The following is a 22,384-nucleotide window of genomic DNA, read 5'->3' on the forward strand; positions in this document are numbered from 1 at the left end:
TGTTCCTCATGCTTCTTTTTTCCAGTAATCCCATACTTCACCGACCGTATGGAATGATCCGAAGACTAAAATTAAATCATCATTTTCAGCCTGTTGTAATGCTACTTTAAAAGCATCAACAGGTGATGAATATTCTGTTATTTCTTTTGATAAAACGGCGGTTAATTCACTTGCATTAGCCGCTCTTGGTCCTGATAGCGATGCAGGATACCAAACATCAATCACTCTCGTGAACTCGCCTAAGGTAGATTTAATGTCTTTATCATGTAACATCCCTACTACTGCATGGATTTTCTTATTTGGGAAACGCTGTCTTACTTGCTGTACAAGATAGTGCGCTGAATGTGGGTTATGCGCAACATCAAGTATAATCGTTGGCTCAAATTCAGAGTTACCGCGAGTTAATCGCTGCATTCTTCCAGGTAACGTTGCTGATTTTAAACCTTCAACAATATTAATATCACTCAATTCTAATCCTGAAACACCTAAAGCCATAATGGCCGTCGCTGCATTCGCTAGTGGTAAATTAGGTAATGGTAAATTATCTAAATCAAATGCCCCACTCTTCCACGACCACGTTTGAGTATCTGCATGCACGTTATAATCAAATTGATAACCAACCTGATATAAATCAGCATTAATATCATCAGCATGGGCAGCAACACTTGAGGGTGGATTAGGTTGACCACAAATAGCTGGTTTTTCTGAACGAAAAATACCCGCCTTTTCAAAACCAATGACTTCGATATCGTCACCTAACCAATCAACGTGATCGACAGCTAAGCTTGTAATAATTGATACATCATGATCAACAACATTCGTCGCATCTAAACGTCCACCAAGACCAACTTCAAGCAAAACCACATCAACTTGATGCGCTTTAAAAGCCCAAAGAGCGGAAAGCGTACCGAATTCAAAAAGACTAAGTGAAATATCTTTACGCCATGCTTCAATAGCAGCAAAAGACTGGGAAATAAGAGAATCAGATAGATCGTTACCATTAATACGAATACGTTCGTTGTAACGAATAAGATGAGGGGAACTATAAACGCCAACACGATAACCGGCATTAATTAAAATAGATTCCATTAATGCACAGGTTGAACCTTTACCGTTCGTTCCTGCAACTGTGATTACCGTTGGTGCTGGTTTAGTTAATTTTGCTCGTTGTGCAACACGCTGAACACGGTCTAAACCTAAATCTATTGCACTGGTATGAATGCTTTCTAAATAACGAAGCCACATCGACAAATCAGATGTGGCTTTCGGAGAATCAAATGTTGTCATAATTCAACTACTTCACTAACGAATATAGTGACAGTATATATGACTTAGGTTGCTGTTTTAAAGTAAGAACTAACAACCTTGGTCCCATTTGATTTAATTCTTAGTGCGAACCATCAACAGGAACAACTAATGGTGACTCTTGATTCGTCATTTTAGCCATTAACCCACCGATACGTTGACGCATTTCACGACGATCAACAATCATGTCAATGGCACCATGTTCAAGCAAGAATTCACTACGTTGGAAACCTTCAGGAAGATCTTCACGTACAGTTTGCTCAATAACACGACGGCCAGCAAAACCGATTAACGCTTTTGGTTCACCGATATTGATATCACCTAGCATTGCTAAACTTGCTGACACACCACCCATTGTTGGGTCGGTTAGTACAGAGAAAAATGGTAGGCCTTTACGAGACAAACGAGCTAGAGCAGCACTTGTTTTTGCCATTTGCATTAGAGACATAAGTGCCTCTTGCATACGTGCGCCACCACTTGCAGAGAAACATACAAGAGGACAGTTATTTTCAATTGCAGCATCTACCGCTTTAACAAAGCGAGCGCCAACAACAGAACCCATTGAACCACCCATAAATGAGAATTCAAATGCACATGCAACAACCGGTAATTCTAATAGAGTACCTTTCATTACCACTAGAGCATCTGTTTCATCACTTGATTTTTGTGCAGCAGAGATACGATCTTTATAACGTTTTGAATCTTTAAACTTTAAAACATCTTTTGGTTCTAATTCAGCACCAATTTCAACACGACCTTCTGCATCTAAGAATGTTTCAAGACGCTTACGAGCTTTCATTCGCATATGGTGGTCACATTTTGGACACACTTCTAGGTTACGCTCTAATTCTGCTGAATAAAGAACTTGTTCACATGACGTACATTTCGTCCAAACCCCTTCAGGGATCGATGCTTTACGTGAACTAACAATATTGCTTGTATTAAAAATCTTTTCAAGCCAACTCATGGACGACCTTTCTATTAGTGATCTCTCGCACCATCGCAAGAGAATAAAATTCAATTAAATAGATTAAACCATAAATATCCGCCAGTGTAGATAAAAAACTGGTTGTACCTATTTTCAATATTGAATCCATCTCTACTTTTCGTAGTGATAAATCAATCATTATCCAGAAATAAAGGACCTAGTGGTACTCGTGGTAATTCCCACTCTAACGGATAATCTACATCCACAAGATACAAACCTTCAGCTTTAGCCGTAGCTCCAGCCAATTTTCGGTCTTTAGCTTCTAGTAACCATTTAATCCATTCTGGTTTTTGTTTTCCTTTGCCTACTTCAATTAAGCTGCCTGTAATGTTACGCACCATGTGGTGAACAAAGGCATTCGCTTTAATATCAATTACAATAAAATCACCGTAACGAGTGACTTTGAGGTGCATTAAGTTGCGCCACGGTGAACGTGATTGACAGTGAACGGCACGAAATGACGTAAAATCATTTTCGCCTAATAAATATTGACCAGCTTCATGCATTAAATTTGCATCTAGCGCATCATGATAGTGGCTAACACCATGCCCTAAAATTGCAGGACGTAAACGGTTATTATAGATGATATAGCGATAACGACGAGCTGTAGCAGTAAAACGAGCATGAAAATCCTCGTTTACCTCTTTTGCCCAACGAACAGCAATGTTCTTTGGTAAGTTCGCATTCGCCCCCATCATCCACGCGGCCAATTTGCGAGAACTTGTTGTATCAAAGTGCACGACTTGTCCTGTACCGTGAACGCCAGCATCCGTTCGACCTGCACAGTGAACCTCAATAGGCTCATTAGCAACGATCGTTAATGCTTTTTCCAGTTCTTCTTGGACACTGTTTACATCTCTTTGACGTTGCCAACCGTAATATTCGGCACCATCATATTCAATACATAGAGCTATTCGCATGATTTCTTTTCTTTTAATTCAATTAGACGTCATTATAAAAAAAGGCGGAGCTCACTGCCACCGCCTTTTTAATATTGTTTCTTAAGTTAGCCGACTTGTTTCATTAATTTTTCAGCTTCGATTTTTAAGGAAACATCATCACTACGAAGAACGTCCTCAAGCAACTCTAAAGCGCCTTTATCATCAGACATTTCAATGTATGCTTTTGCTAAATCTAGTTTACTTTGAGCATCGCTGTTTACATCAACATCATGTTCTGCAACGTTGCCTAGCATGTCTGGAAATTCATCCAAGCCTACATCTAGATTTAAATCTTCTTCTTCAAAGTCATTTTTATCGCCCTTTTCAGTTTCGGCAATCAATGCTTCAATGCTTAAAAAACGATTTTCGCCATGCGGATCATTTTCAACATTAGGTTGTTCTGACCAATCTTCATCTTCAAGAGCTGATTCTGTATTAGAATGTCCATCAAGACTAAAACCACTCCAATCACTGCCACCGTCTTCAAGCATACTGTCGATATCTAAGCCAGCGCTATCTAGATGAGTTAATGCTTCTTTCTCTTCATCAGATACTTGCGAAGTAAAATTAAACTCTTCACGAGATGGAGTGATTTCTGTTTCTTCCTCAGTTGAATCAAGGTTAAACGCAGAATCATCGATTTCATTGTCATCATCACCTAAAGCCGCTAATGCATCTTCAATAGACAATCCGTCAAACTTTGTATCTTGCTCTTCTTCGTCACTATCTACATCTAGTTCAGATAAAGAGTTCTCTTCTTCACTCTTTTGACTAAAGTCTGTAGCGTTTTGTTCTACAAAATCATCTAGAGAAAAATCATTATCATCTTCATCGTCAGTTAATTCTGTAAGTTCAACTGACTCTTCGTCTAAGTCAAGTAGGTTTTCATCATCTGCTAACAGCGAATCAAACGTTGCTTCATCAAGATCATCTTCTTCAAGAACTTCTGTGCTTTCAACATCAGGAGTTACTGTTTCTTCAGTAACATCTTCTGCCATTACTTCAGGTTCTATTGGCTCTGCAAGTTCAGAAACGTCTGTTTCTTCTACTTCAGACTCAAGTTCTTCATCGAATGAGAATGCATCTTTGCTTGCTTCATTCAGCGCTTCACCTTCATTTAATACGTCAAGATCAACTGACTCTTCGTCTAAATCAAGTAGACTTTCATCATCAGCTAACAGCGAATCAAGATCATCTTCATTAAGCGTATTTTCTTCAAGAGCTTCAGTATTTTCAACATCAGATGTCACCGATTCTTCAACAGTATCTTCTGCTATTACTTCAGATTCTGTTGACTCTTCAAGTTCAGAAACGTCTGTTTCTTCTACTTCTGACTCAAGCTCTTCGTCGAATGAGAATGCATCTTTGCTTTCTTCATTCAGCGCTTCACCTTCATTTAATACGTCAAGATCAACTGACTCTTCCTCTAAATCAAGTAGGCTTTCATCATCAGCTAACAGCGAATCAAGCGTTGCTTCATCAAGATCGTCTTCTTCAAGAGCTTCTGTGCTTTCAACTTCAGGAGTTACTGTTTCTTCAGTAACATCTTCTGCCATCACTTCAGGTTCTGTTAGCTCTGCAAGTTCAGAAACGTCTGTTTCTTCTACTTCTTCAGACTCAAGTTCTTCGTCGAATGAGAATGCATCTTCACTTTCTTCATTCAGCGCTTCATCTTCATTTAATGCGTCAAGATCAGCAGACTCTTCCTCTAAATCAAGCAAGCTTTCATCATCAGCTAGCAGTGAATCAAGATCGTCTTCTTCAAACTCTTTTAAAATGTCAGATTCAGATACCGATTCAGCTAATTCATCTTCTTGTACTTGAGGTTCTGTTGATTCTAATAAATCAGTTTCAGATGTAATTTCATCCTCTTTTGAATCTAGCTCAGAAACGTGCTCATTTTCTGGCTCTGATTCAAACAAAGGAATGTCATCTTCGTCTTCTTCATCATCTTCAATTAACCAATCTTCATCTCTAGGGGTGTCTTCAGAAAGCGCTTCTGATGCTGCTACACCGTCAACTTCAGCATCAACGCCAGTCTTTCCCAGAGTTTCATTTTCCTCATCAGCGTCATCACCAATAAGTTCATCTAAAAGAGCGGTACTGTCTTCATCTAACTCAAAGTTATCACTCTTTTCATCATCATCAGCTAATAACTCATCAAGTAGAGCTGTGCTATCTTCTTCTAATGTGATGTCATCTTCATCATCAAGTTCTTCATCATCTAACAGCTCATCAAGTAAAGCAGTGCTATCAGCATCAATATCTAGATCATCGCCTTGCTCTTCATCAGATTCATCAATTAACTCATCTAATAAAGCAGTACTGTTATCTTCTAAATCGAACTCATCTTCTGTTTCATCATCAGATTCGTCTAATAGTTCATCAAGTAATGCCGTACTTTCGTCTTCTGAATCTAAATCAATATCATCTTCAACAACCGATTCTTTTTCTGACTCTTCGTCAGCCATACCAGAAAGCAGTTCATCAAAATCCAACTCATCTTCAAGTGAGTCTGTTTTTGCTTCTACTTTTTCAGTTTCTGGTGCAAGCTTAGTTTCTTCATTTTCATCAAGATCCCAACCTTGGTCTAGAACGGATTCGTCTTCATCTTCGTCGTCAACTGAAGCAAATAAATCATCTAGCATCGATTGATCAAGCTCACCACCTTCCAGCTCTTCAGTTTCTTCAAGCTCTGGAATTGATGATGTTTTTTCTGAATCTGAATCATCAATTAACGATAAGTCAAAATCATCATCTTCTGCTTCTAAATCACTTTCTGAGAATAGGTCACTATCAAAATCATTCAGTGCTTTTTCCATCTCTTCAAGGCCAAGCGCCTTCTCTTCAGCACCTACGGTCAAAGCACTTGATGACATATCTAAGTCATCATCAAGATCATCTAATCCGCCAAGCTCTAAATCAAGATCACTCTCATCTTCTAAACTCAGAGAATCCAAATCAGAATCTGATTCTAACTCTGCAAATGGGTCTTCATCTGTGTTGTCGTTGTCTGTTTCAAACTCAGCAAATAGGTCATCATTTGAATCTGACTGTTCATCAAAGATGAATTCATCATTATTTAAATCGCTAAGAATATCATCATCGTCATCCAAACTAATTTCAGGGATATCATCATCCATATTGAAATTGTCTTCAGGCATAACTAGCGGCGCAGGTTGTTGCTCTGATTGAGCTTCACCTTCGCCTTCTTCTTCCTCTTTTTTACGACGGAATAAGAAGAATGCAATTAAACCAGCAATGAGAGCTCCTGGGATTAATGCCAAAGAGGCAATTAAACCTGGGCTAGATGCCAACTTATCCATTGCTGTTGGTTCAACTTTTTTATCAGCAGCAGCAAGTTGTTTTTGTTCATTAATGAATTTTTCTACTTCATTGCGAATACGGTCTTCATCGCCTAATTCACTTTTTAAGTTATCAACTTCATTTTGAACTTGTGCTAGTCGCACTCGTAATTGGTGATTGTTTTCTTGAAGTGCAGTGAACTCTTGTTCTGTTGTATCTAATTCAGTTTTTAAAGCAACAACAGAGGCCGTTGGTTCAGCAACTGGTGCAACTGATTTAACCACGTCTTTAGCTGGCTTTGGCTCTTGAACCTTAGCTTCAGTTTTAACTGGAACTACCGCAGGTTTTGGCGTAGGTGCTGGTTTTTCAGTCTTAACAGTTCTTTTAACTTGAGCTTCAGACGCTTTTTGAGCTGCTAACTTTTTATTATGCGCAAGCAGTAACTGTTTAGCATCATCTGTATTTTCACGTCGAACTTGCTCTAGTGTCGGTAAACGTAATCGGCTATTTGGCTCTAACCCATGAATATTATTATTTTCAAATGCTTGTGGGTTCAAACGATAAATAGCAAGCAGTGTTTGCTGCACAGATGTTGTGTTTGATGGATTTACACGACTAGCGATAGACCATAATGTTTCGTCTTCTCTCGTCGGCCCATAAATTCTGGTTGATGCTTTTGCTTGTGGTGCTTTTTCAGCGGGTACTGATTTGGTATATACCTTAGCCGGTTGTGCTTCAGTTACAACCTGTGAGCTGACGGTTTGATCCTTACCTTCAGGACCAACGATTTGAATAGTGCTCGCAGCGTGCGCTTGTGAGCACTGTGCGGCAACGAATAACGCTAAAGGTGTCAGCGTTTTAAATATTTTTTGTGATGCGTCAGACACTAGAGATGCCTCTTAATAAAATGAAAAATCAATACCTGTGTAACTATATCGGATAATAATAAAAAAACTGTAGTTTTTAAGCAAAAACTGTGTGCTTTATGGAAGAAAAAAGCCTTAGTTTTCACTAAGGCTTTTAATTTAAAGTAAATAACGCTCTTTATTTTATAAAAAACAAGTTAACGCATTATTATTAGTAGTAATCACGGATTAACACTTCAGCAATTTGAACTGCGTTTGTTGCAGCGCCTTTACGTACATTATCCGCAACTACCCACATATTTAAGCCCATTGAATGGCTAATATCTTCACGAATACGAGCCACCATTACGTGGTCTTTACCCGTGGCGTCGCTTACTTGTGTTGGGTAATCATTACCGTGGAAGACTTCGATACCATCAGTTTCTTCAAGTAGACGTGTTGCCTCTGCAGCATCGATTGGTGCACGAGTTTCAATATGAACAGCTTCTGCGTGACCGTAGAATACTGGTACACGTACACATGTTGGGTTTACTGTAATCGTATCATCAGCAAAGATTTTTTGCGTTTCCCACACCATTTTCATTTCTTCTTTGGTGTAGCCGTTATCCATAAACTCATCAATGTGAGGTAAACAGTTAAACGCAATTTGCTTATCGTAAGCTTTGTTCTCTGCTGGTAAGCCATTTAGCAATTTAGCTGTTTGACCCGCTAGCTCATCAATCCCTGCTTTACCTGAACCAGATACTGATTGATATGTTGATACGTTGATACGATCAATACCTACAGCATCATGAATTGGTTTTAAAGCAACTAGCATTTGAATCGTTGAACAGTTAGGGTTCGCAATAATATTGCGATTACGGAAATCAGCTAACGCTTCAGGGTTCACTTCAGGAATCACCAATGGAATATCGTGATCGTAACGGAAGTGTGATGTGTTATCGATAACAACGACACCTGAATCAGCTGCGATTGGCGCCCATTTAGCGGATAATTCACCACCTGCTGAAAATAAACCAATTTGTACTTGGCTCCAATCAAACTCTTCTACGTTCTCAACGGTTAATGTTTTACCATTAAAACGAACTGTTTTACCTTCACTGCGCTCTGACGCTAAAAGGTATAAATTGCGAACCGGAAAATTACGATCTTGTAATACTTCTACGATTGCTTCGCCAACGGCACCAGTTGCGCCAAGAATGGCAACATCAAATTCTTGAGTCATTAGACTTCCTCGATTGTAAATCCAAGTTGTTGTAACGGAGTAAGATCACAGCATTGAGTCCCTGTGATCGTGATAGCACTGTATTCTCTTCTATCCCAATAGTCTTTGCGCATTTTATCAAATGCTCCGACGGTTGCGATTTCTTTTCGAAATACGGCATCATCTTTTCGCACATCATAGACTAACTGAATCAAATTGTGCAGTGTTGAATGATCCCATTGTTGATTTAATGTCACATTCGGAATGGGTGCTATCGGTAATAATGTTTGAGGGTCAGCTCTTTCACTGCGCTTTAAAAACTCACAATAAAAGTTAAATATCATTGTCGTACCACGCGCTTTCCCCTCTAATCCATATCCTGCAATATGCGGAGTAGCAAAAGATAATAACGGTAATAATTCCATATCAACGTCTGGTTCAAACTCAAAAACATCCAGTACCGCTTTAAAGCCGTCTTGTTTTAGCAAACGTTGTTTTAAGGCTTGATTATCTACCACAGGGCCACGGGCAGCATTAATTAATATTTGGTCATTACGTAATTTTGATAATGTTTTTTGTCCAATGAGGTGATGCGTAGGATATTCACCATCACGAGTAATCGGTGTATGAAGAGTGATTACATCTGATTTTTCCAATAATTCATCTAATGCTACAAATGAGCGAGAGTCGCCCTCTTGCTCTTTAATTGGGTCATTCAAAAGATAAGAAATATTCAATGCATCTAAACATTGAGCTAAATAAGACCCAACCTGCCCAGCACCAACAATACCAAAGGTTTTATCGAAAATAGAAAAACCATGTTGTTGAGCTAATACCATTAAACAGCTTAGTACATACTCTGCCACCCCTACTTTGTTACAACCAGGAGCAGCCGTAAAAAAGATGCCTTTCTCTTTCAACAATGCTTGATCAACGTGATCCATACCCGCTGTTGCCGTACCAACAAATTTAAGTTTATTGGCTTTTTCAATCAATTCAGCATTCACTTTCGTTACTGAACGAATCATTAATGCATCCACATCAATCAGATCGTCAGCGGTTAATGTTCTGCCTGATTTAGCAATAACTTCACCTAATCCACTAAACAGTTCAGCAGCATAAGGCATATTTTCATCAATCAGTATTTTCATCTCTTACTCATCTATCCTTTTGACTTATGGCTTGAGTTTATACCAATGTAACTAATTAATGGAATTGGTATCATCACTTCCATAACAGAAAATAGGTATAAAAAAACCCAGTCAATTTAAGTGACTGGGCTTTTACTATTTGTTTTCAGTGATGACGCTATTACGCTTCGTATTTCTTAATAACTAGCGTTGCGTTTGTACCACCAAAACCGAAGCTGTTTGACATTACTGTGTTCAGTGCTTGATCACGTTTTTCAGTTACGATATCAAGACCTTCAGCTGCTGGGTCTAGCGTTTCAACGTTGATGCTTGGTGCAATGAAACCGTGCTCTAACATTAGTGTTGAGTAAATAGCTTCATGAACACCAGCCGCGCCTAGTGCGTGACCTGTCATTGCTTTAGTTGCAGAAATTGCAGGGCTATTAGCACCAAATACTTCTTGGATTGCACCTAGCTCTTTTGCATCACCTACAGGTGTTGATGTGCCGTGAGTGTTCACGTAATCAACGCTGTCTACATTTTGCATCGCCATTTTCATACAACGAACTGCGCCTTCGCCTGATGGAGCTACCATGTCGTAACCATCAGATGTTGCACCGTAACCTACGATTTCACCGTAAATTTTAGCGCCACGAGCAAGTGCGTGCTCAAGTTCTTCGATAACTAGCATACCGCCACCACCAGAAATTACGAAACCATCGCGGTCTGCATCATAAGTACGTGATGCTTTTTCTGGAGTATCGTTATACTTAGATGATAATGCACCCATTGCATCAAACATCATAGTAAGAGACCAATCTAGCTCTTCACCACCACCAGCAAACATTACGTCTTGTTTACCTAGTTGGATAAGCTCTACTGCGTGGCCAATACAGTGTGCAGATGTTGCACAAGCTGAACTCATTGAGTAGTTCACGCCTTTAATTTTAAACGGTGTTGCAAGACATGCAGAAACCGTTGACGCCATTGTACGTGGAACCATATAAGGACCAACACGCTTAACGCCTTTCTCACGCAAGATATCAACTGCATTTACTTGGTTTAGTGATGATGCACCACCAGAACCCGCAACAATACCTGTACGTTCATTTGAAACTTGATCTTCTGTTAAGCCAGAATCCGCTACTGCTTGCTCCATTGAGATGTAAGCAAATGCAGCCGCATCACCCATGAAACGCATTTTTTTGCGATCAATGTGATCAGCAGGGTTCATTTTCAAATCGCCCCAAACATTACTGCGCAGACCTTTTTCAGCAAACTGCTCAGAGAAGTTAATGCCTGATTTACCTGCTTTCAGAGACTCTAATACTTCTTCTGCATTGTTACCGATACTTGAAACAATGCCCATGCCTGTAATTACGGCTCTTTTCATGATTCTTTCCTAATAAGTCATAAATCTTGGTAGATAATAGCGAAGATAGCACAACAAAGTGGTCAGCTTTCCTATAAGTCGTTAAAATCCGACGTAGATTATCTTTAATGGTACAAATTTATGTCACAAAACCACATTTTACCACAAAACAGCATCACTAATGCAGTCCTTGAATGGAATGAGTCTGGAACACCCGTCTCAAATGATTTTGATGACGTGTATTTTTCTAACGATAATGGGTTAGAAGAAACACGTTATGTTTTCTTACAACAAAATCATCTTCCACAAAGATGGCAAGAATATGACCAGCGTCGTTTTGTGATTGGTGAAACAGGATTTGGGACTGGATTAAACTTTCTTGCTGTATGGCAATGGTTCAAAGAGTTCCGCTCACAATATCCTGATGCTCCTTTAAAAGAGCTTCACTTTGTTAGCTTTGAAAAATTCCCAGTTACTAAATCTGATTTAATTAAAGCTCATCAAGCGTGGCCAGAATTGGCTCAATTTGCTGAACAATTACAAGAACACTATCCAGCTGCCGTACCTGATTGCCATCGTTTAGTACTAGAAGATGGCATGATAACACTTGATCTCTGGTTTGGTGACATAAAAGATTGTATGCCTCAGATCTGGATGGACGACAAAGGGTTAATTGATGCATGGTTCCTCGATGGTTTTGCACCAAGCAAAAACCCTGAGATGTGGAATCAAACTCTGTTTAATAACATGGCAAGCCTAGCTAAAAAAGACTGCACCTGTGCAACGTTTACTGCAGCGGGATTTGTTCGTAGAGGTCTAATTGAAGCTGGCTTTGATATGAAGAAAGTCAAAGGCTTTGGGCATAAACGCGAAATGATTGCAGGCACATTAACGGAGCGTACAACCAAAGCAAACCACGAAGTATGGTATGCCCGCTCAACCAAAGAAAACATCACTGACGTTGCTATTATCGGGGGAGGCGTTGCTAGTGCTGCATTAGCGACAACCTTAATTAAACGTGGCGTAAAAGTGAGTGTTTACTGCAAAGATGAGAAATCAGCACAAGGGGCATCAGGTAACAAACAAGGTGCCGTATATCCATTGCTCAATGAGAAATTCAATTCCCTTTCTCGTTTTTTTGCTCCAGGATTTATTTTTGCTCGTCAATTCATCGACCAAGCAGCCAAACACGTAGAATTTGATCATGATTGGTGTGGTGTTACCCAGTTAAAATGGGATGAAAAATCCGCCAATAAGCTAAATAAAATGCTTGAGGGAAATTTCCCTAATGAACTTGTTTCTTCTTTTGATATTGATAAAACCAATCAAATGGTTGGCTTACCGATTAATATGGAAAGCGTCCACTACCCATTAGGTGGCTGGTTATGTCCAAAACAATTAACTCGTGGATTATTTGAACATTTATCAAATAATCCACTGTTCACTCTACATTGTGATTCAGAAATAACCGCCTTAACACAGAACGAAGAACAACAATGGATTCTGTCATCAGATAGCAATGCTTACCAACATCAAGCCGTTGTGGTTGCAAATGGGCACAGATTTACTGATTTTGAGCAAACTAAAGACATTCCAGCAACGCCTGTTCGTGGACAAGTCAGTCATATTCCAACGACAGAATCACTAAAAAATCTGAAAACCGTATTATGTTATGACGGTTACTTAACACCTGAAAATAGCAAGCATCAAACTCATTGTATTGGTGCTAGTTATGATCGTCGTGATTTAGATCTTGCATTTAAAGAGTCAGATCAAATCGAAAATGGCGAGAGATTACGAAAATGTATTCCAAACGAGGTATGGCCAAACGACGTTGATACTAGCGATAACCAAGCTCGTGTAGGCATTCGATGTGCTAGTCGTGATCACCTACCATTTATCGGAAACGTGGTACGTTTTGAAGATATGCAAGAAGAATACAAAAACATCTATAAGAAACGCCACTGGTTACGTGAAGCGAAAGATATCCCTGTTTATGATGGTTTGTTCTGCATGCTAACACTCGGTTCAAGAGGATTGAGCTCTGCCCCATTATTAGCAGAAACTTTAGCATCACAAATTATGGGTGACCCAATTCCACTACCCAATTCAGTACTTGAGGGATTGCATCCAGGAAGATTATGGGTAAGAAGGTTGTTGAAAGGAAAACCGTTGGATATTTAAGAGAAAGTAAGAGCTGGGACTAGGTCGGTCGCCAGCTCTCTTTCAGGTCTCAGGGGACTAGTTGTAAGCAATAAACTCACAACAAACACCCCTGAATCCTTTGAGCGAAGCGATTTGAACCCTGCTCGGTTACTTAATCGAATCAGCCAAGTGACTTACCGCTAACGCAAAATAATGCGAACGGTTCCAATCCATTAATACTTGGTAGTTATTGTATACAAGGTATGCTCGACCATCTTTATCATCAGGTTGAACTAACCATGCTTTAATATCTGCATCAGGTAATGCTTTACCGGTTAAACGACGAACACCTAACTCTTGCCATTGTGCCAATGATTTACCTTTTTCTTCCGATAAACCTTTCAAACTTTCAGCATCTAAAGAGTCTGGCAATTGCACTTGACGTCCCCATGTATAAGTATCGTCCCAACCCACTTGTTTTAAGTAATTAGCGGCAGAAGCAAATACATCGGCATGTGTATTCCAAATGTCTTTTTTTCCATCACCATTTCCATCAACAGCATAAGATAAAAATGATGTTGGCATAAATTGGCATTGACCCATTGCACCAGCCCATGAGCCTTTCATGTTTTCAGGTGTAATGTGACCTTGCTGTAAAATGGTCAATGCTGCCATGGTTTGCTTTTTGAAGAACGCTTCACGACGGCCGTCATAAGCCAACGTCGTTAATGCTTCAATAACGTTATAACCACCCGTTAATTTACCAAAGTTACTTTCAACACCCCATAACGCGACAATAAATCGTGGTTGAACGCCATACTCTTCACCAATTCGATTTAACTCTTTGTAGTGCTTTTTATATAAATCATTCGCTTGCTTAATTTTCCATTTTGGAACAGCTCTTGGAATATACTCATCCAGAGTCAATTTCTTCTCTGGTTGATTACGATCTGATTTTACGGCTTTCTCTTTAAATGCAACGTTTTTAAATGCACGTTCTAAAATCGGTTCTGAAATCCCAATTTCCCGAGCTTCATTTTTCAACCCTACAATGTAATCTTGAAAGTCACCCTCAGGTGTTGCTGATGCTGATGTTGCCAAAAATAAACTGACTATCCCTAGCAGTAATTTTCTCTTCATAAAATTAATTCTCTTCTCTTGCTGCTTTATCTTTTTTGTATTTTTCAAGCAGATTTTCTGGTGGTGGCGGTAACTGCAAAAAGAATCCATTTTCTTTTATTGCTGTTTTTACTTTTTCTACATCAACTGAAGCCAGTTTTCTGCCTTCTAAATTTACCACCATTACCATGGTTGGAGTACCGAACATCGACATAAGTTCTTGCGGTACAGGGGCAAAATCATCTTTTTTCTCAATATAAAGATAAGCACCTTGTTTTTTCGTGCTTTTATAAATAGAACAGAACATTTTATAACCTATTTTTTGAAAGGATTGATCTTGCTCTCAACTTATTTCAAATGATTAATGTCTATTTGGTGAGAGGCTTGCTAAAAAGTAGACTTCTGACAATAAGATAACTTGCTGTACAGTCGAAGTGACTATAACATGGTATCAGATTTGTGGTATTAAAATTATCAAGATACAGAATAGTATGACAAAAACAGCCGATTTAAAGGGCAGTAATTTCACCCTTTCAGTATTACATTTGCCTAATGATGACGTTGCCTTAGCATTAAATATGCTTGAGCAAAAAGTGGCACAAGCGCCTTCTTTTTTTGCTTCAGCTCCTGTTGTCGTTAACATTGAAAATGTATCGAATGAAATTAACTTTGTTGAGCTAAAATCTGGTGTCGAACGTACCGGCATGATTCCTGTTGGAATTACAGGTTGTAAAGATAAAGAAAAGCAAGCTCAAGCAACTGCTGCTGGCTTTGCAGTAATGACATCTTTTACACCTCAACAAGTAACGCAAAAAGCAAATATGCAACCAACGAAAGTGATAAAAACACCAATTCGTTCAGGCCAACAAATATATGCAAAAGATGCGGATCTTGTGATCTTAAATCACGTAAGTCCAGGTGCTGAAGTGATAGCAGATGGCAGTATACATATTCATGGCACATTACGCGGCAGAGCAATTGCTGGTGCAAGTGGCCAAGCAGAAGCAAAAGTCTTCTGTAAAAACTTACAAGCTGAGCTAATTTCCATCGCAGGTAATTATTGGCTAAGCGATCAAATTGACAAAGAGTATTGGCATCAAAATGTCATGATCACTATGGTTGAAGACCGTATTCAGATCGATACCCTAACGTTATAGCACAATAGAAAAAGGAATAATAAAAATGGCACGTATTGTCGTTGTGACTTCAGGCAAAGGTGGCGTAGGTAAGACTACTTCTAGCTCTGCAATTGCATCGGGTCTTGCATTGGCTGGCAAAAAAACTGCGGTAATCGATTTTGATATTGGTTTACGTAACCTTGACCTAATTATGGGTTGTGAGCGTCGTGTTGTTTACGATTTTGTAAACGTGATTAACGGCGAGGCAACTCTAAACCAAGCGTTAATTAAAGATAAGCGTGTAGGTAATCTATTTATCCTACCAGCTTCTCAAACTCGTGATAAAGATGCATTAACCAAAGACGGTGTTCGTCGCGTTCTTGATGAACTGATCGAAATGAACTTTGATTTCATTATTTGTGATTCTCCAGCGGGTATCGAAGCGGGTGCTTTAATGGCACTGTACTTTGCAGATGAAGCGATTATTACCACCAACCCTGAAGTTTCTTCAGTTCGTGACTCTGACCGTATCCTTGGCATTTTAGATTCTAAATCACGCCGAGCTGAAGACTCATTAGAACCTGTAAAACAACATCTACTACTAACACGCTACTGCCCTGCTCGAGTGAACCAAGGCGAGATGTTAAGTGTGGGTGATGTTGAAGAAATTTTAAACATTCCACTTTTAGGTGTAATTCCAGAGAGTCAATCAGTACTAAATGCATCAAACAAAGGTGTTCCTGTAATTTTTGATGAAGAGTCTAACGCTGGTGCAGCATATCAAGATGCTGTCGATCGCTTATTAGGTAAAGAAGTATCATTCCGTTTCTTAGAAGAAGAGAAAAAAGGCATCTTTAAACGACTATTTGGAGGTTAAGCATGGCATTGCTTGAGTTTTTTAGACCACAGAAAAAAGCCACTGCTAACATAGCTAAGGAAAGGCTACAGATTATTGTTGCAGAACGTCGAAATGGCGGCCCTGCACCATCGTACTTGCCTCAACTTAAAGAAGATATTCTTAAAGTGATCAGCAAATATGTTGAAGTAAATCCTGATATGGTTACTGTTTCTTTAGAACAAAAAGAAGAAGATTTATCTGTTTTAGAATTGAATGTCACTCTTCCTGACGAAGACGATCATTAAACTGAAAATACAGTTTTAAGCGCGCATTAAAAAGGTGACTAATGAGTCACCTTTTTTATTTTTAGACTGTTATTTCTCTATCACAGACATAAAACGCGCTTCTAATAGTTCACCACGCCACCCTTTTAATACATCAGGTTTTAGCTCTGGTGCTGCGTTCTTTTTCCATTTCCAAGATAATAATTGATTTAACTGTTTTTTCGATGCTAAAAACTCAGGCATTAAACCTGACTTATCCGAAGCGATTTTCACTTCATCTTTTAATAATTTAAAGATTTGCTTATAGCCAGGGTAATCCATTAATCGTGTTACTTGCTCTGGGTATTCGTTTGGATTTAAATCATCGGCTAAATAAGTAAAACGTAATAATTTACCACCATGACGTTGGACTTCTCTTGGATCAAACTCTTCTTTAAGCATTTGCTCTTTACTACGAAGTCCAAAGCGAGCCAGTTTCCAAAGACTCAGCTCTTTTACAACAAAGTTAACCGCTAAATCACGCTTTCTTGCTTCTTCTAAACGCCACTTTGCAGCCATTTTTAAAATAGCTAACTGTTTAGGATTAAGCTGCCACGCATTTTTAATATCTAAATAGGCCTTCTCTGCATCAGGTTGCTTTTCACGTTTTTTAACTGCAAGTGTTGATTCCTGATAAGCTGCATCTTCCCATTGAGTTTGAGATAACTCAGCTTGAAGCTTTTCAAATAATGGCAATAAATAATGCACATCTGCCGCTGCATAGTGAAGTTGCTTATCGGATAATGGACGTGCCATCCAATCCGTTCTTGCTTCGCCTTTATCTAATTCAATGCCTAGGTAGTCAGAAACTAGCTTAGCGAATCCCGTAGAAAGTCCATAACCTAAAAATGCCGCCATGATTTGTGTATCAATCATCGGCGTTGGCATACAACCAGCGTAATGTTGGAATACCTCTAAATCTTCACCACATGCATGAAGTACTTTTGTCACTGATTCGTTTTTTAATAAATCCCAAAGAGGCGTTAAATCATCAATCTCAACCGGATCAACAAGCGCTAATGTCTCACCATCAAACATTTGAATTAAACCTAAACGTGCATATAACGTTCGTGTTCTTACAAACTCGGTATCCAACATTAAAAATGGTTTAGTGCTTGCCTGCTGACAGATCTCAGCTAAACGCTGGCTCTGGGTAACAATTTCAAATTCCACAGTATTTCCTTAATAGATGCCAAGGCAAGATAGCTTAATCTCAGTAAAACTAAGCTATCTTGTCTCTATAAATAAAAATAATGCCAGCGATTAGGCTGGCATTATCGTATTTTTATATTGTACCTAAATTATGCGTTTTCTTCTGCTTTATATTCATCACGCAGTTCACGACGCAAAATCTTACCTACGTTTGTTTTTGGCAGATCATCTCTGAACTCAACAATACGAGGAATTTTGTAACCTGTAAGGTGTTTACGACAGTGTGCAACTAACTCATCTTTAGTCAGGCTAGGATCGCGCTTAACTACACAAATACGAACCACTTCACCTGACGTTGGATGCGGTTTACCAACAGCCGCCACTTCTAGTACTTTGCCATGAAGCGCTACAACATCTTCAATTTCATTTGGATAAACGTTAAAGCCAGATACTAGAATCATGTCTTTTTTACGATCAACGATATGTAAGAAACCTTCATCGTCAAATTTAACGATATCACCCGTACTCACCCAACCGTCTTCACAAATCATATCTTTTGTTGCTTCTGCACGGTTCCAGTAACCTTTCATTACTTGTGGTCCACGCACTTGAAGCTCACCAACTTGATCGTTAGTTAGTACGTTACCTTCATCATCAATCATACGAACTTCTGTTGATGGGACAGGTAAACCAATTGAACCATTGTATGACGTTAAATCATGTGGGTATGCCGCTACCAGTGGTGAACACTCAGTTAAACCGTAGCCTTCTAATAAGTAACAACCTGTATGTTGCTGCCATTTTTCTGCAACAGCACGTTGCACAGCCATACCACCACCAACAGCCAGACGTAAATTACTAAAATCTAACTCATGGAAATCTTCATTATTTACTAATGCGTTAAACAGCGTATTTACGCCAGTAATCGCCGTAAATGGGTATTTTTGAAGCTCTTTAATGAAACCTGGGATATCACGAGGGTTAGTGATAAGCAGGTTACGGCCACCCATTTCAATAAACAGTAAACAGTTAACCGTTAACGCAAATACATGGTAAAGAGGAAGTGCAGTAACAATCAGTTCACGGCCTTCTGTCAATACAGGGCCATAAGCGCCTTTTGCTTGCATTACGTTTGCGATCATATTGCGGTGAGTTAGCATTGCGCCTTTTGCAACGCCTGTAGTACCGCCAGTGTATTGTAGGAAGGCTAAGTCTTCACTTTCAATAAATGGCTTAATGTACTGCATTCTACGACCTTTACGCAGTGCATTACGCATAGATGTAGCATGTGGAAGATCGTATTTTGGTACCATCTTCTTCACGTACTTAACAACGAAGTTAACAATCGTTCCTTTTGCACGAGGAAGTTGCTCACCTAAATTCGTTAAAATAACGTGTTTAACAGGAGTGTTATCAACCACTTCTTCTAGGGTGCTAGCGAAGTTTGAAACGATAACAATAGCAGCAGCGCCTGAATCATTCAGTTGATGCTCTAATTCACGTGGTGTGTAAAGTGGGTTAACGTTCACCGCAACCATACCTGCACGAAGTACACCAAATAATGCAATTGGGTATTGCAGTAAGTTTGGCATCATTAACGCAACACGATCACCTTTTTTAAGCTTCAGTTCATTTTGTAAGTAAGCTGCAAAAGCACGGCTACGCTCTTCTAGCTTACGGAATGTCATTACTGAACCCATATTAATGAATGCTGGTTGATCGGCATACTTGTGAACCGATTTTTCAAACATATCCACTAATGAGGTGTATTCATCTGGGTTAATTTCTGCTGGTACGTCTTTTGGGTAACGTGAAAGCCAAACTTTATCCACGCTTTTCTCCTATTCTTATATGTGACTTATTGCTAGTACGACAATAACTCTATGACAGTGATCACTATCACTTTTGTGGTGTAGACTATTTACTCTACAATTTTAGTCAACTATTTTTATTCACAATTATTCATTCGATGTTTTTTTAAACAAGAATGAGGGCTTTTTTTAAAGATGTGAAGTATTTATGTAGTAATAGTGTTAATTAATGTGGTTAAGTGCTCACTTATTAAATTTGGGTTTTCCAAATGACAATGGTGACCACCTTTAATGTGATAACAGGTAAAATCCGCAATAAATTTATATCTGTGTTCTTTCTGTTTTAAATGACCATAGCCATTCTGCCCAACTACTGCAAACACTGGGCATTCAATTTTATCCAACAATGCTAAAGCGTGAGTTTCCGACATTCGATATAAAGAATCACACTTTACTTTCGCATCTGTGGTCCATTGAACATATTCAGATTCTACTCTTAATGAACGTAAAACCATCGGCTCAATAAGAGATTGAGGTAACTGATTAACTTTAGCTCTTAATTCTAAAGCCGATTGAGCATCTTTTAACGTTCTCTGCGGTTTATTTCGGTAACGCTGACGACTCAATATCCCTTGACGCAATCTATCTGTTATTTGGTCTTCATCTTCACTCAAAGGGCCTAGTGCTTCTATCATCATTAGAGCTGATACTTTCTCTGGGAAAGCAGCACAATAAGCACTAGCAATTAAGCCACCTAAAGAGTGTCCAACCAAAATAACGGATTGTTGATTTAAATGTAGGATAACTTGGTGAAGATCATCAATATAATCAAAAAAGTGATAAAAATTATCCCCACCTTTATGAGAGGACAATCCATGCCCAAACCAGTCAAACGCAATCAAATGGTGGGTTGGATTCGTCTTTGCGTACGATTCCATTGTGGTAAGAAACGTCGCCGCATTATCTTGCCAACCATGTAAAAACAGAATCGTTTGATCGACCTGTTCAGGTTTAACTTCAAGTAAAGCTATTTCACCATGGTAAAGAGGCAGTGATCTTTCATGAAACAATGACATCAGCGTTTACTTCACTTCCTGTACCACTTTGCCACGACGGGTTTCAAGGTGACTTCTTTGATGAAAACAACGAGCACCAGCGCATGGCATATAGCTCATATCCAAATCATTAGTCACTACATACTCTTGTATTTGCCATAGATGAATAGCCGATGCTTGAATTACAGGAAAAGGATAAACAAATTCACCTACGTTGGCCTGCTCAATACCATCAGCCTGACCAATCACCGTAATTAATCGCCCTTTAGCGTAAGTAACAGGATCAATAAATCCATTTACATACACAACAAAACGACCATTAGGTTCTTCGGAAATATCTGGCTTTCCAACAGAAGAAATTGGAAGGTTTACAATTTCAATTCGAGTTTGATCCGACAAGTTATCAAGGCGAGCAATCACACCACCTAATCGTACTTCCGCTTTTTCCCCAGCATTTGCAGCATCAGAGAAAGCATTATATTCAACCAGAGTCGTTGCTTGAGTTGATTTAAGTTCTTGAGGAAGAGAGCTACACCCTACAAGTAATAATACAGAAAGAAAATAAATAACTTGTTTCATATTGAACCTCTCACGATTGAAGTCATACCAATTAACATAAGATCTGAGTTACATAAAGGTATGGGCTAGCGTTATATATAGAGATCGACACCGACTAATTGAGCAAGTTCCTCTCTTCGCTTTTGAAGCATGACTTCCATATATTCTTCCATTGCGTGACGATTACGCCCTTCAGGTAAGTCATATTGAACACGAGAGTTCGCATATTCAGATGCATTCAGTTGTTTAACTTGTGTCGTTACAGCAGTCGCCACTTTTGATGGCTGCGCAACTAGAGATTTACTTCCAGTCGCCTTTTTAACTTGGCTCTTTTTTCCTACTGCTTGCTGTTTTTGTATCAGCGCAGGCGGCAACCCTTGAATCGATACCATAATGACCTTTTGAATAAACAACTAAGCGAGGTTTTCACTCCTCGCTTGGATATTAAAAACTATTCGCGTCCCGGTAATTTTTTCCACGTCACCGTATCACGAACATAAACAGGACTTGATTCTTCTGCAGGAAGCGCCAAGCCTTGTTCGAATTTTTGCTGTGCAAGTAATGCCATATCTTCAGCATCAGGGTAAAGCACATCAGAGGCTTTACGCTCTAAAGGCAATGTTGCCAATGCTTCTGTATAAGCATCCCAACCTGTACCAACCATTAACCATTCACCTGATTGTTCCGGTAAATACGTTGATAACGCCTCTGGTGCAGACACAGTTTCAGCTACGTCATAAGTCCAAGTACCATCTTGATTACGTTGGTACATACCAAAGTACACTTCCCCCATGCGCGCATCAATTGAAGCTGCAACTTGAGTAGCTCCGTGTAATCGGTAACCCGCTTGTGCCATTGCTTCTAATGTTGAAATGCCTACCATAGGTAAATCGGCACCAAACGCTAAACCTTGAGCAATACCAATACCAATACGTACACCAGTAAAACTACCAGGTCCTTGGCCAAATGCTAATGCATCTAAATCTTGTAAGCGCACACCCGCTTCTTTTAATACTTCATCCACAAAAGGAAGAATTTTAATGGTGTGTTCACGCGGTGCCACTGCACGTCGAGAATAGACTTTTCCGTCAACAATTAGTGCGACTGAACAGTTTTCAGTGGCGGTATCAACCGCTAAAATTTTTGCGCTCAT

19 protein-coding genes and 1 pseudogene are annotated in these 22,384 nt (G+C 39.3%); 4 read left to right on the forward strand and 16 right to left on the reverse strand.

What is annotated here, in order from left to right:
- Positions 1–6: 6 nt before the first annotated feature.
- From folC to fabB, 8 genes and pseudogenes are all read right to left on the reverse strand, one after another.
- On the reverse strand, positions 7–1,287 hold the full coding sequence (gene folC, locus AVFI_RS09025; protein ID WP_054775344.1) for a bifunctional tetrahydrofolate synthase/dihydrofolate synthase: 1,281 nt from the start codon (positions 1,285–1,287) through the stop codon (positions 7–9).
- 100 nt (positions 1,288–1,387) lie between these two features.
- Positions 1,388–2,272: an acetyl-CoA carboxylase, carboxyltransferase subunit beta gene (gene accD, locus AVFI_RS09030; protein ID WP_005420025.1), complete on the reverse strand. Its 885-nt coding sequence runs from the start codon at positions 2,270–2,272 to the stop codon at positions 1,388–1,390.
- Positions 2,273–2,424: 152 nt separating this feature from the next.
- Entirely contained in the window at positions 2,425–3,213 is a 789-nt protein-coding gene (truA, locus tag AVFI_RS09035) for a tRNA pseudouridine(38-40) synthase TruA (RefSeq protein WP_054775343.1), read from the reverse strand.
- Positions 3,214–3,299: 86 nt separating this feature from the next.
- Complete coding sequence (locus AVFI_RS20480; RefSeq protein ID WP_373367043.1) at positions 3,300–4,790, reverse strand: FimV/HubP family polar landmark protein; 1,491 nt, start codon at positions 4,788–4,790, stop codon at positions 3,300–3,302.
- Positions 4,791–7,019: 2,229 nt separating this feature from the next.
- Positions 7,020–7,427, reverse strand: a pseudogene (locus tag AVFI_RS20485) (FimV/HubP family polar landmark protein); the annotation flags it as partial.
- A gap of 190 nt (positions 7,428–7,617) precedes the next feature.
- The gene (locus AVFI_RS09045; RefSeq protein WP_063655663.1) at positions 7,618–8,631 is read right to left on the reverse strand and encodes an aspartate-semialdehyde dehydrogenase; all 1,014 of its coding nucleotides are present in this window, start codon (positions 8,629–8,631) and stop codon (positions 7,618–7,620) included.
- Positions 8,631–9,761, reverse strand: a complete 1,131-nt coding sequence (locus tag AVFI_RS09050) for a 4-phosphoerythronate dehydrogenase (protein ID WP_054775342.1) — start codon at positions 9,759–9,761, stop codon at positions 8,631–8,633. The genes AVFI_RS09045 and AVFI_RS09050 overlap by 1 nt, the downstream gene beginning before the upstream one ends.
- 160 nt (positions 9,762–9,921) lie before the next feature.
- On the reverse strand, positions 9,922–11,133 hold the full coding sequence (gene fabB, locus AVFI_RS09055; RefSeq protein ID WP_005420034.1) for a beta-ketoacyl-ACP synthase I: 1,212 nt from the start codon (positions 11,131–11,133) through the stop codon (positions 9,922–9,924).
- 120 nt (positions 11,134–11,253) lie between these two features.
- On the opposite strand from fabB, the gene mnmC reads away from it, so the two are divergent.
- Positions 11,254–13,296: a bifunctional tRNA (5-methylaminomethyl-2-thiouridine)(34)-methyltransferase MnmD/FAD-dependent 5-carboxymethylaminomethyl-2-thiouridine(34) oxidoreductase MnmC gene (gene mnmC, locus AVFI_RS09060; protein ID WP_155662948.1), complete on the forward strand. Its 2,043-nt coding sequence runs from the start codon at positions 11,254–11,256 to the stop codon at positions 13,294–13,296.
- Between the two features lie 129 nt (positions 13,297–13,425).
- On the opposite strand, the gene AVFI_RS09065 is transcribed toward mnmC, so the two are convergent.
- Both AVFI_RS09065 and AVFI_RS09070 read right to left on the reverse strand, forming a co-directional pair.
- Complete coding sequence (locus AVFI_RS09065; protein WP_005420038.1) at positions 13,426–14,397, reverse strand: lytic murein transglycosylase; 972 nt, start codon at positions 14,395–14,397, stop codon at positions 13,426–13,428.
- A 4-nt stretch (positions 14,398–14,401) separates the two neighbouring features.
- Positions 14,402–14,683: a YcgL domain-containing protein gene (locus AVFI_RS09070; RefSeq protein WP_005420040.1), complete on the reverse strand. Its 282-nt coding sequence runs from the start codon at positions 14,681–14,683 to the stop codon at positions 14,402–14,404.
- A 184-nt stretch (positions 14,684–14,867) separates the two neighbouring features.
- Here AVFI_RS09070 and minC point away from each other — a divergent pair, with 184 nt between their 5' ends.
- From minC to minE, 3 genes are read left to right on the forward strand one after another with little or no spacing between them, the layout of a single operon-like run.
- Complete coding sequence (gene minC, locus AVFI_RS09075; RefSeq protein ID WP_054775341.1) at positions 14,868–15,533, forward strand: septum site-determining protein MinC; 666 nt, start codon at positions 14,868–14,870, stop codon at positions 15,531–15,533.
- Positions 15,534–15,558: 25 nt separating this feature from the next.
- On the forward strand, positions 15,559–16,371 hold the full coding sequence (gene minD / locus AVFI_RS09080) for a septum site-determining protein MinD (RefSeq protein WP_005420047.1): 813 nt from the start codon (positions 15,559–15,561) through the stop codon (positions 16,369–16,371).
- Between the two features lie 2 nt (positions 16,372–16,373).
- The gene (gene minE, locus AVFI_RS09085) at positions 16,374–16,637 is read left to right on the forward strand and encodes a cell division topological specificity factor MinE (protein ID WP_005420052.1); all 264 of its coding nucleotides are present in this window, start codon (positions 16,374–16,376) and stop codon (positions 16,635–16,637) included.
- A gap of 69 nt (positions 16,638–16,706) precedes the next feature.
- On the opposite strand, the gene rnd is transcribed toward minE, so the two are convergent.
- From rnd to tsaB, 6 genes are all read right to left on the reverse strand, one after another.
- Positions 16,707–17,828 (reverse strand): ribonuclease D, encoded by a 1,122-nt coding sequence (rnd, locus tag AVFI_RS09090; RefSeq protein ID WP_005420054.1) that lies wholly within the window; start codon positions 17,826–17,828, stop codon positions 16,707–16,709.
- 128 nt (positions 17,829–17,956) lie between these two features.
- Entirely contained in the window at positions 17,957–19,639 is a 1,683-nt protein-coding gene (gene fadD, locus AVFI_RS09095; protein WP_005420056.1) for a long-chain-fatty-acid--CoA ligase FadD, read from the reverse strand.
- A gap of 185 nt (positions 19,640–19,824) precedes the next feature.
- Complete coding sequence (locus AVFI_RS09100) at positions 19,825–20,694, reverse strand: alpha/beta fold hydrolase (protein ID WP_012533198.1); 870 nt, start codon at positions 20,692–20,694, stop codon at positions 19,825–19,827.
- A gap of 6 nt (positions 20,695–20,700) precedes the next feature.
- Positions 20,701–21,252, reverse strand: a complete 552-nt coding sequence (locus tag AVFI_RS09105; protein WP_012534203.1) for a Slp family lipoprotein — start codon at positions 21,250–21,252, stop codon at positions 20,701–20,703.
- Positions 21,253–21,323: 71 nt separating this feature from the next.
- Positions 21,324–21,623 (reverse strand): hypothetical protein, encoded by a 300-nt coding sequence (locus AVFI_RS09110; RefSeq protein WP_011262262.1) that lies wholly within the window; start codon positions 21,621–21,623, stop codon positions 21,324–21,326.
- Positions 21,624–21,682: 59 nt separating this feature from the next.
- Entirely contained in the window at positions 21,683–22,384 is a 702-nt protein-coding gene (tsaB, locus tag AVFI_RS09115) for a tRNA (adenosine(37)-N6)-threonylcarbamoyltransferase complex dimerization subunit type 1 TsaB (RefSeq protein WP_017020114.1), read from the reverse strand.

Origin of the sequence: Aliivibrio fischeri ATCC 7744 = JCM 18803 = DSM 507, assembly GCF_023983475.1 — a bacterium.
Lineage (GTDB): Bacteria > Pseudomonadota > Gammaproteobacteria > Enterobacterales > Vibrionaceae > Aliivibrio > Aliivibrio fischeri.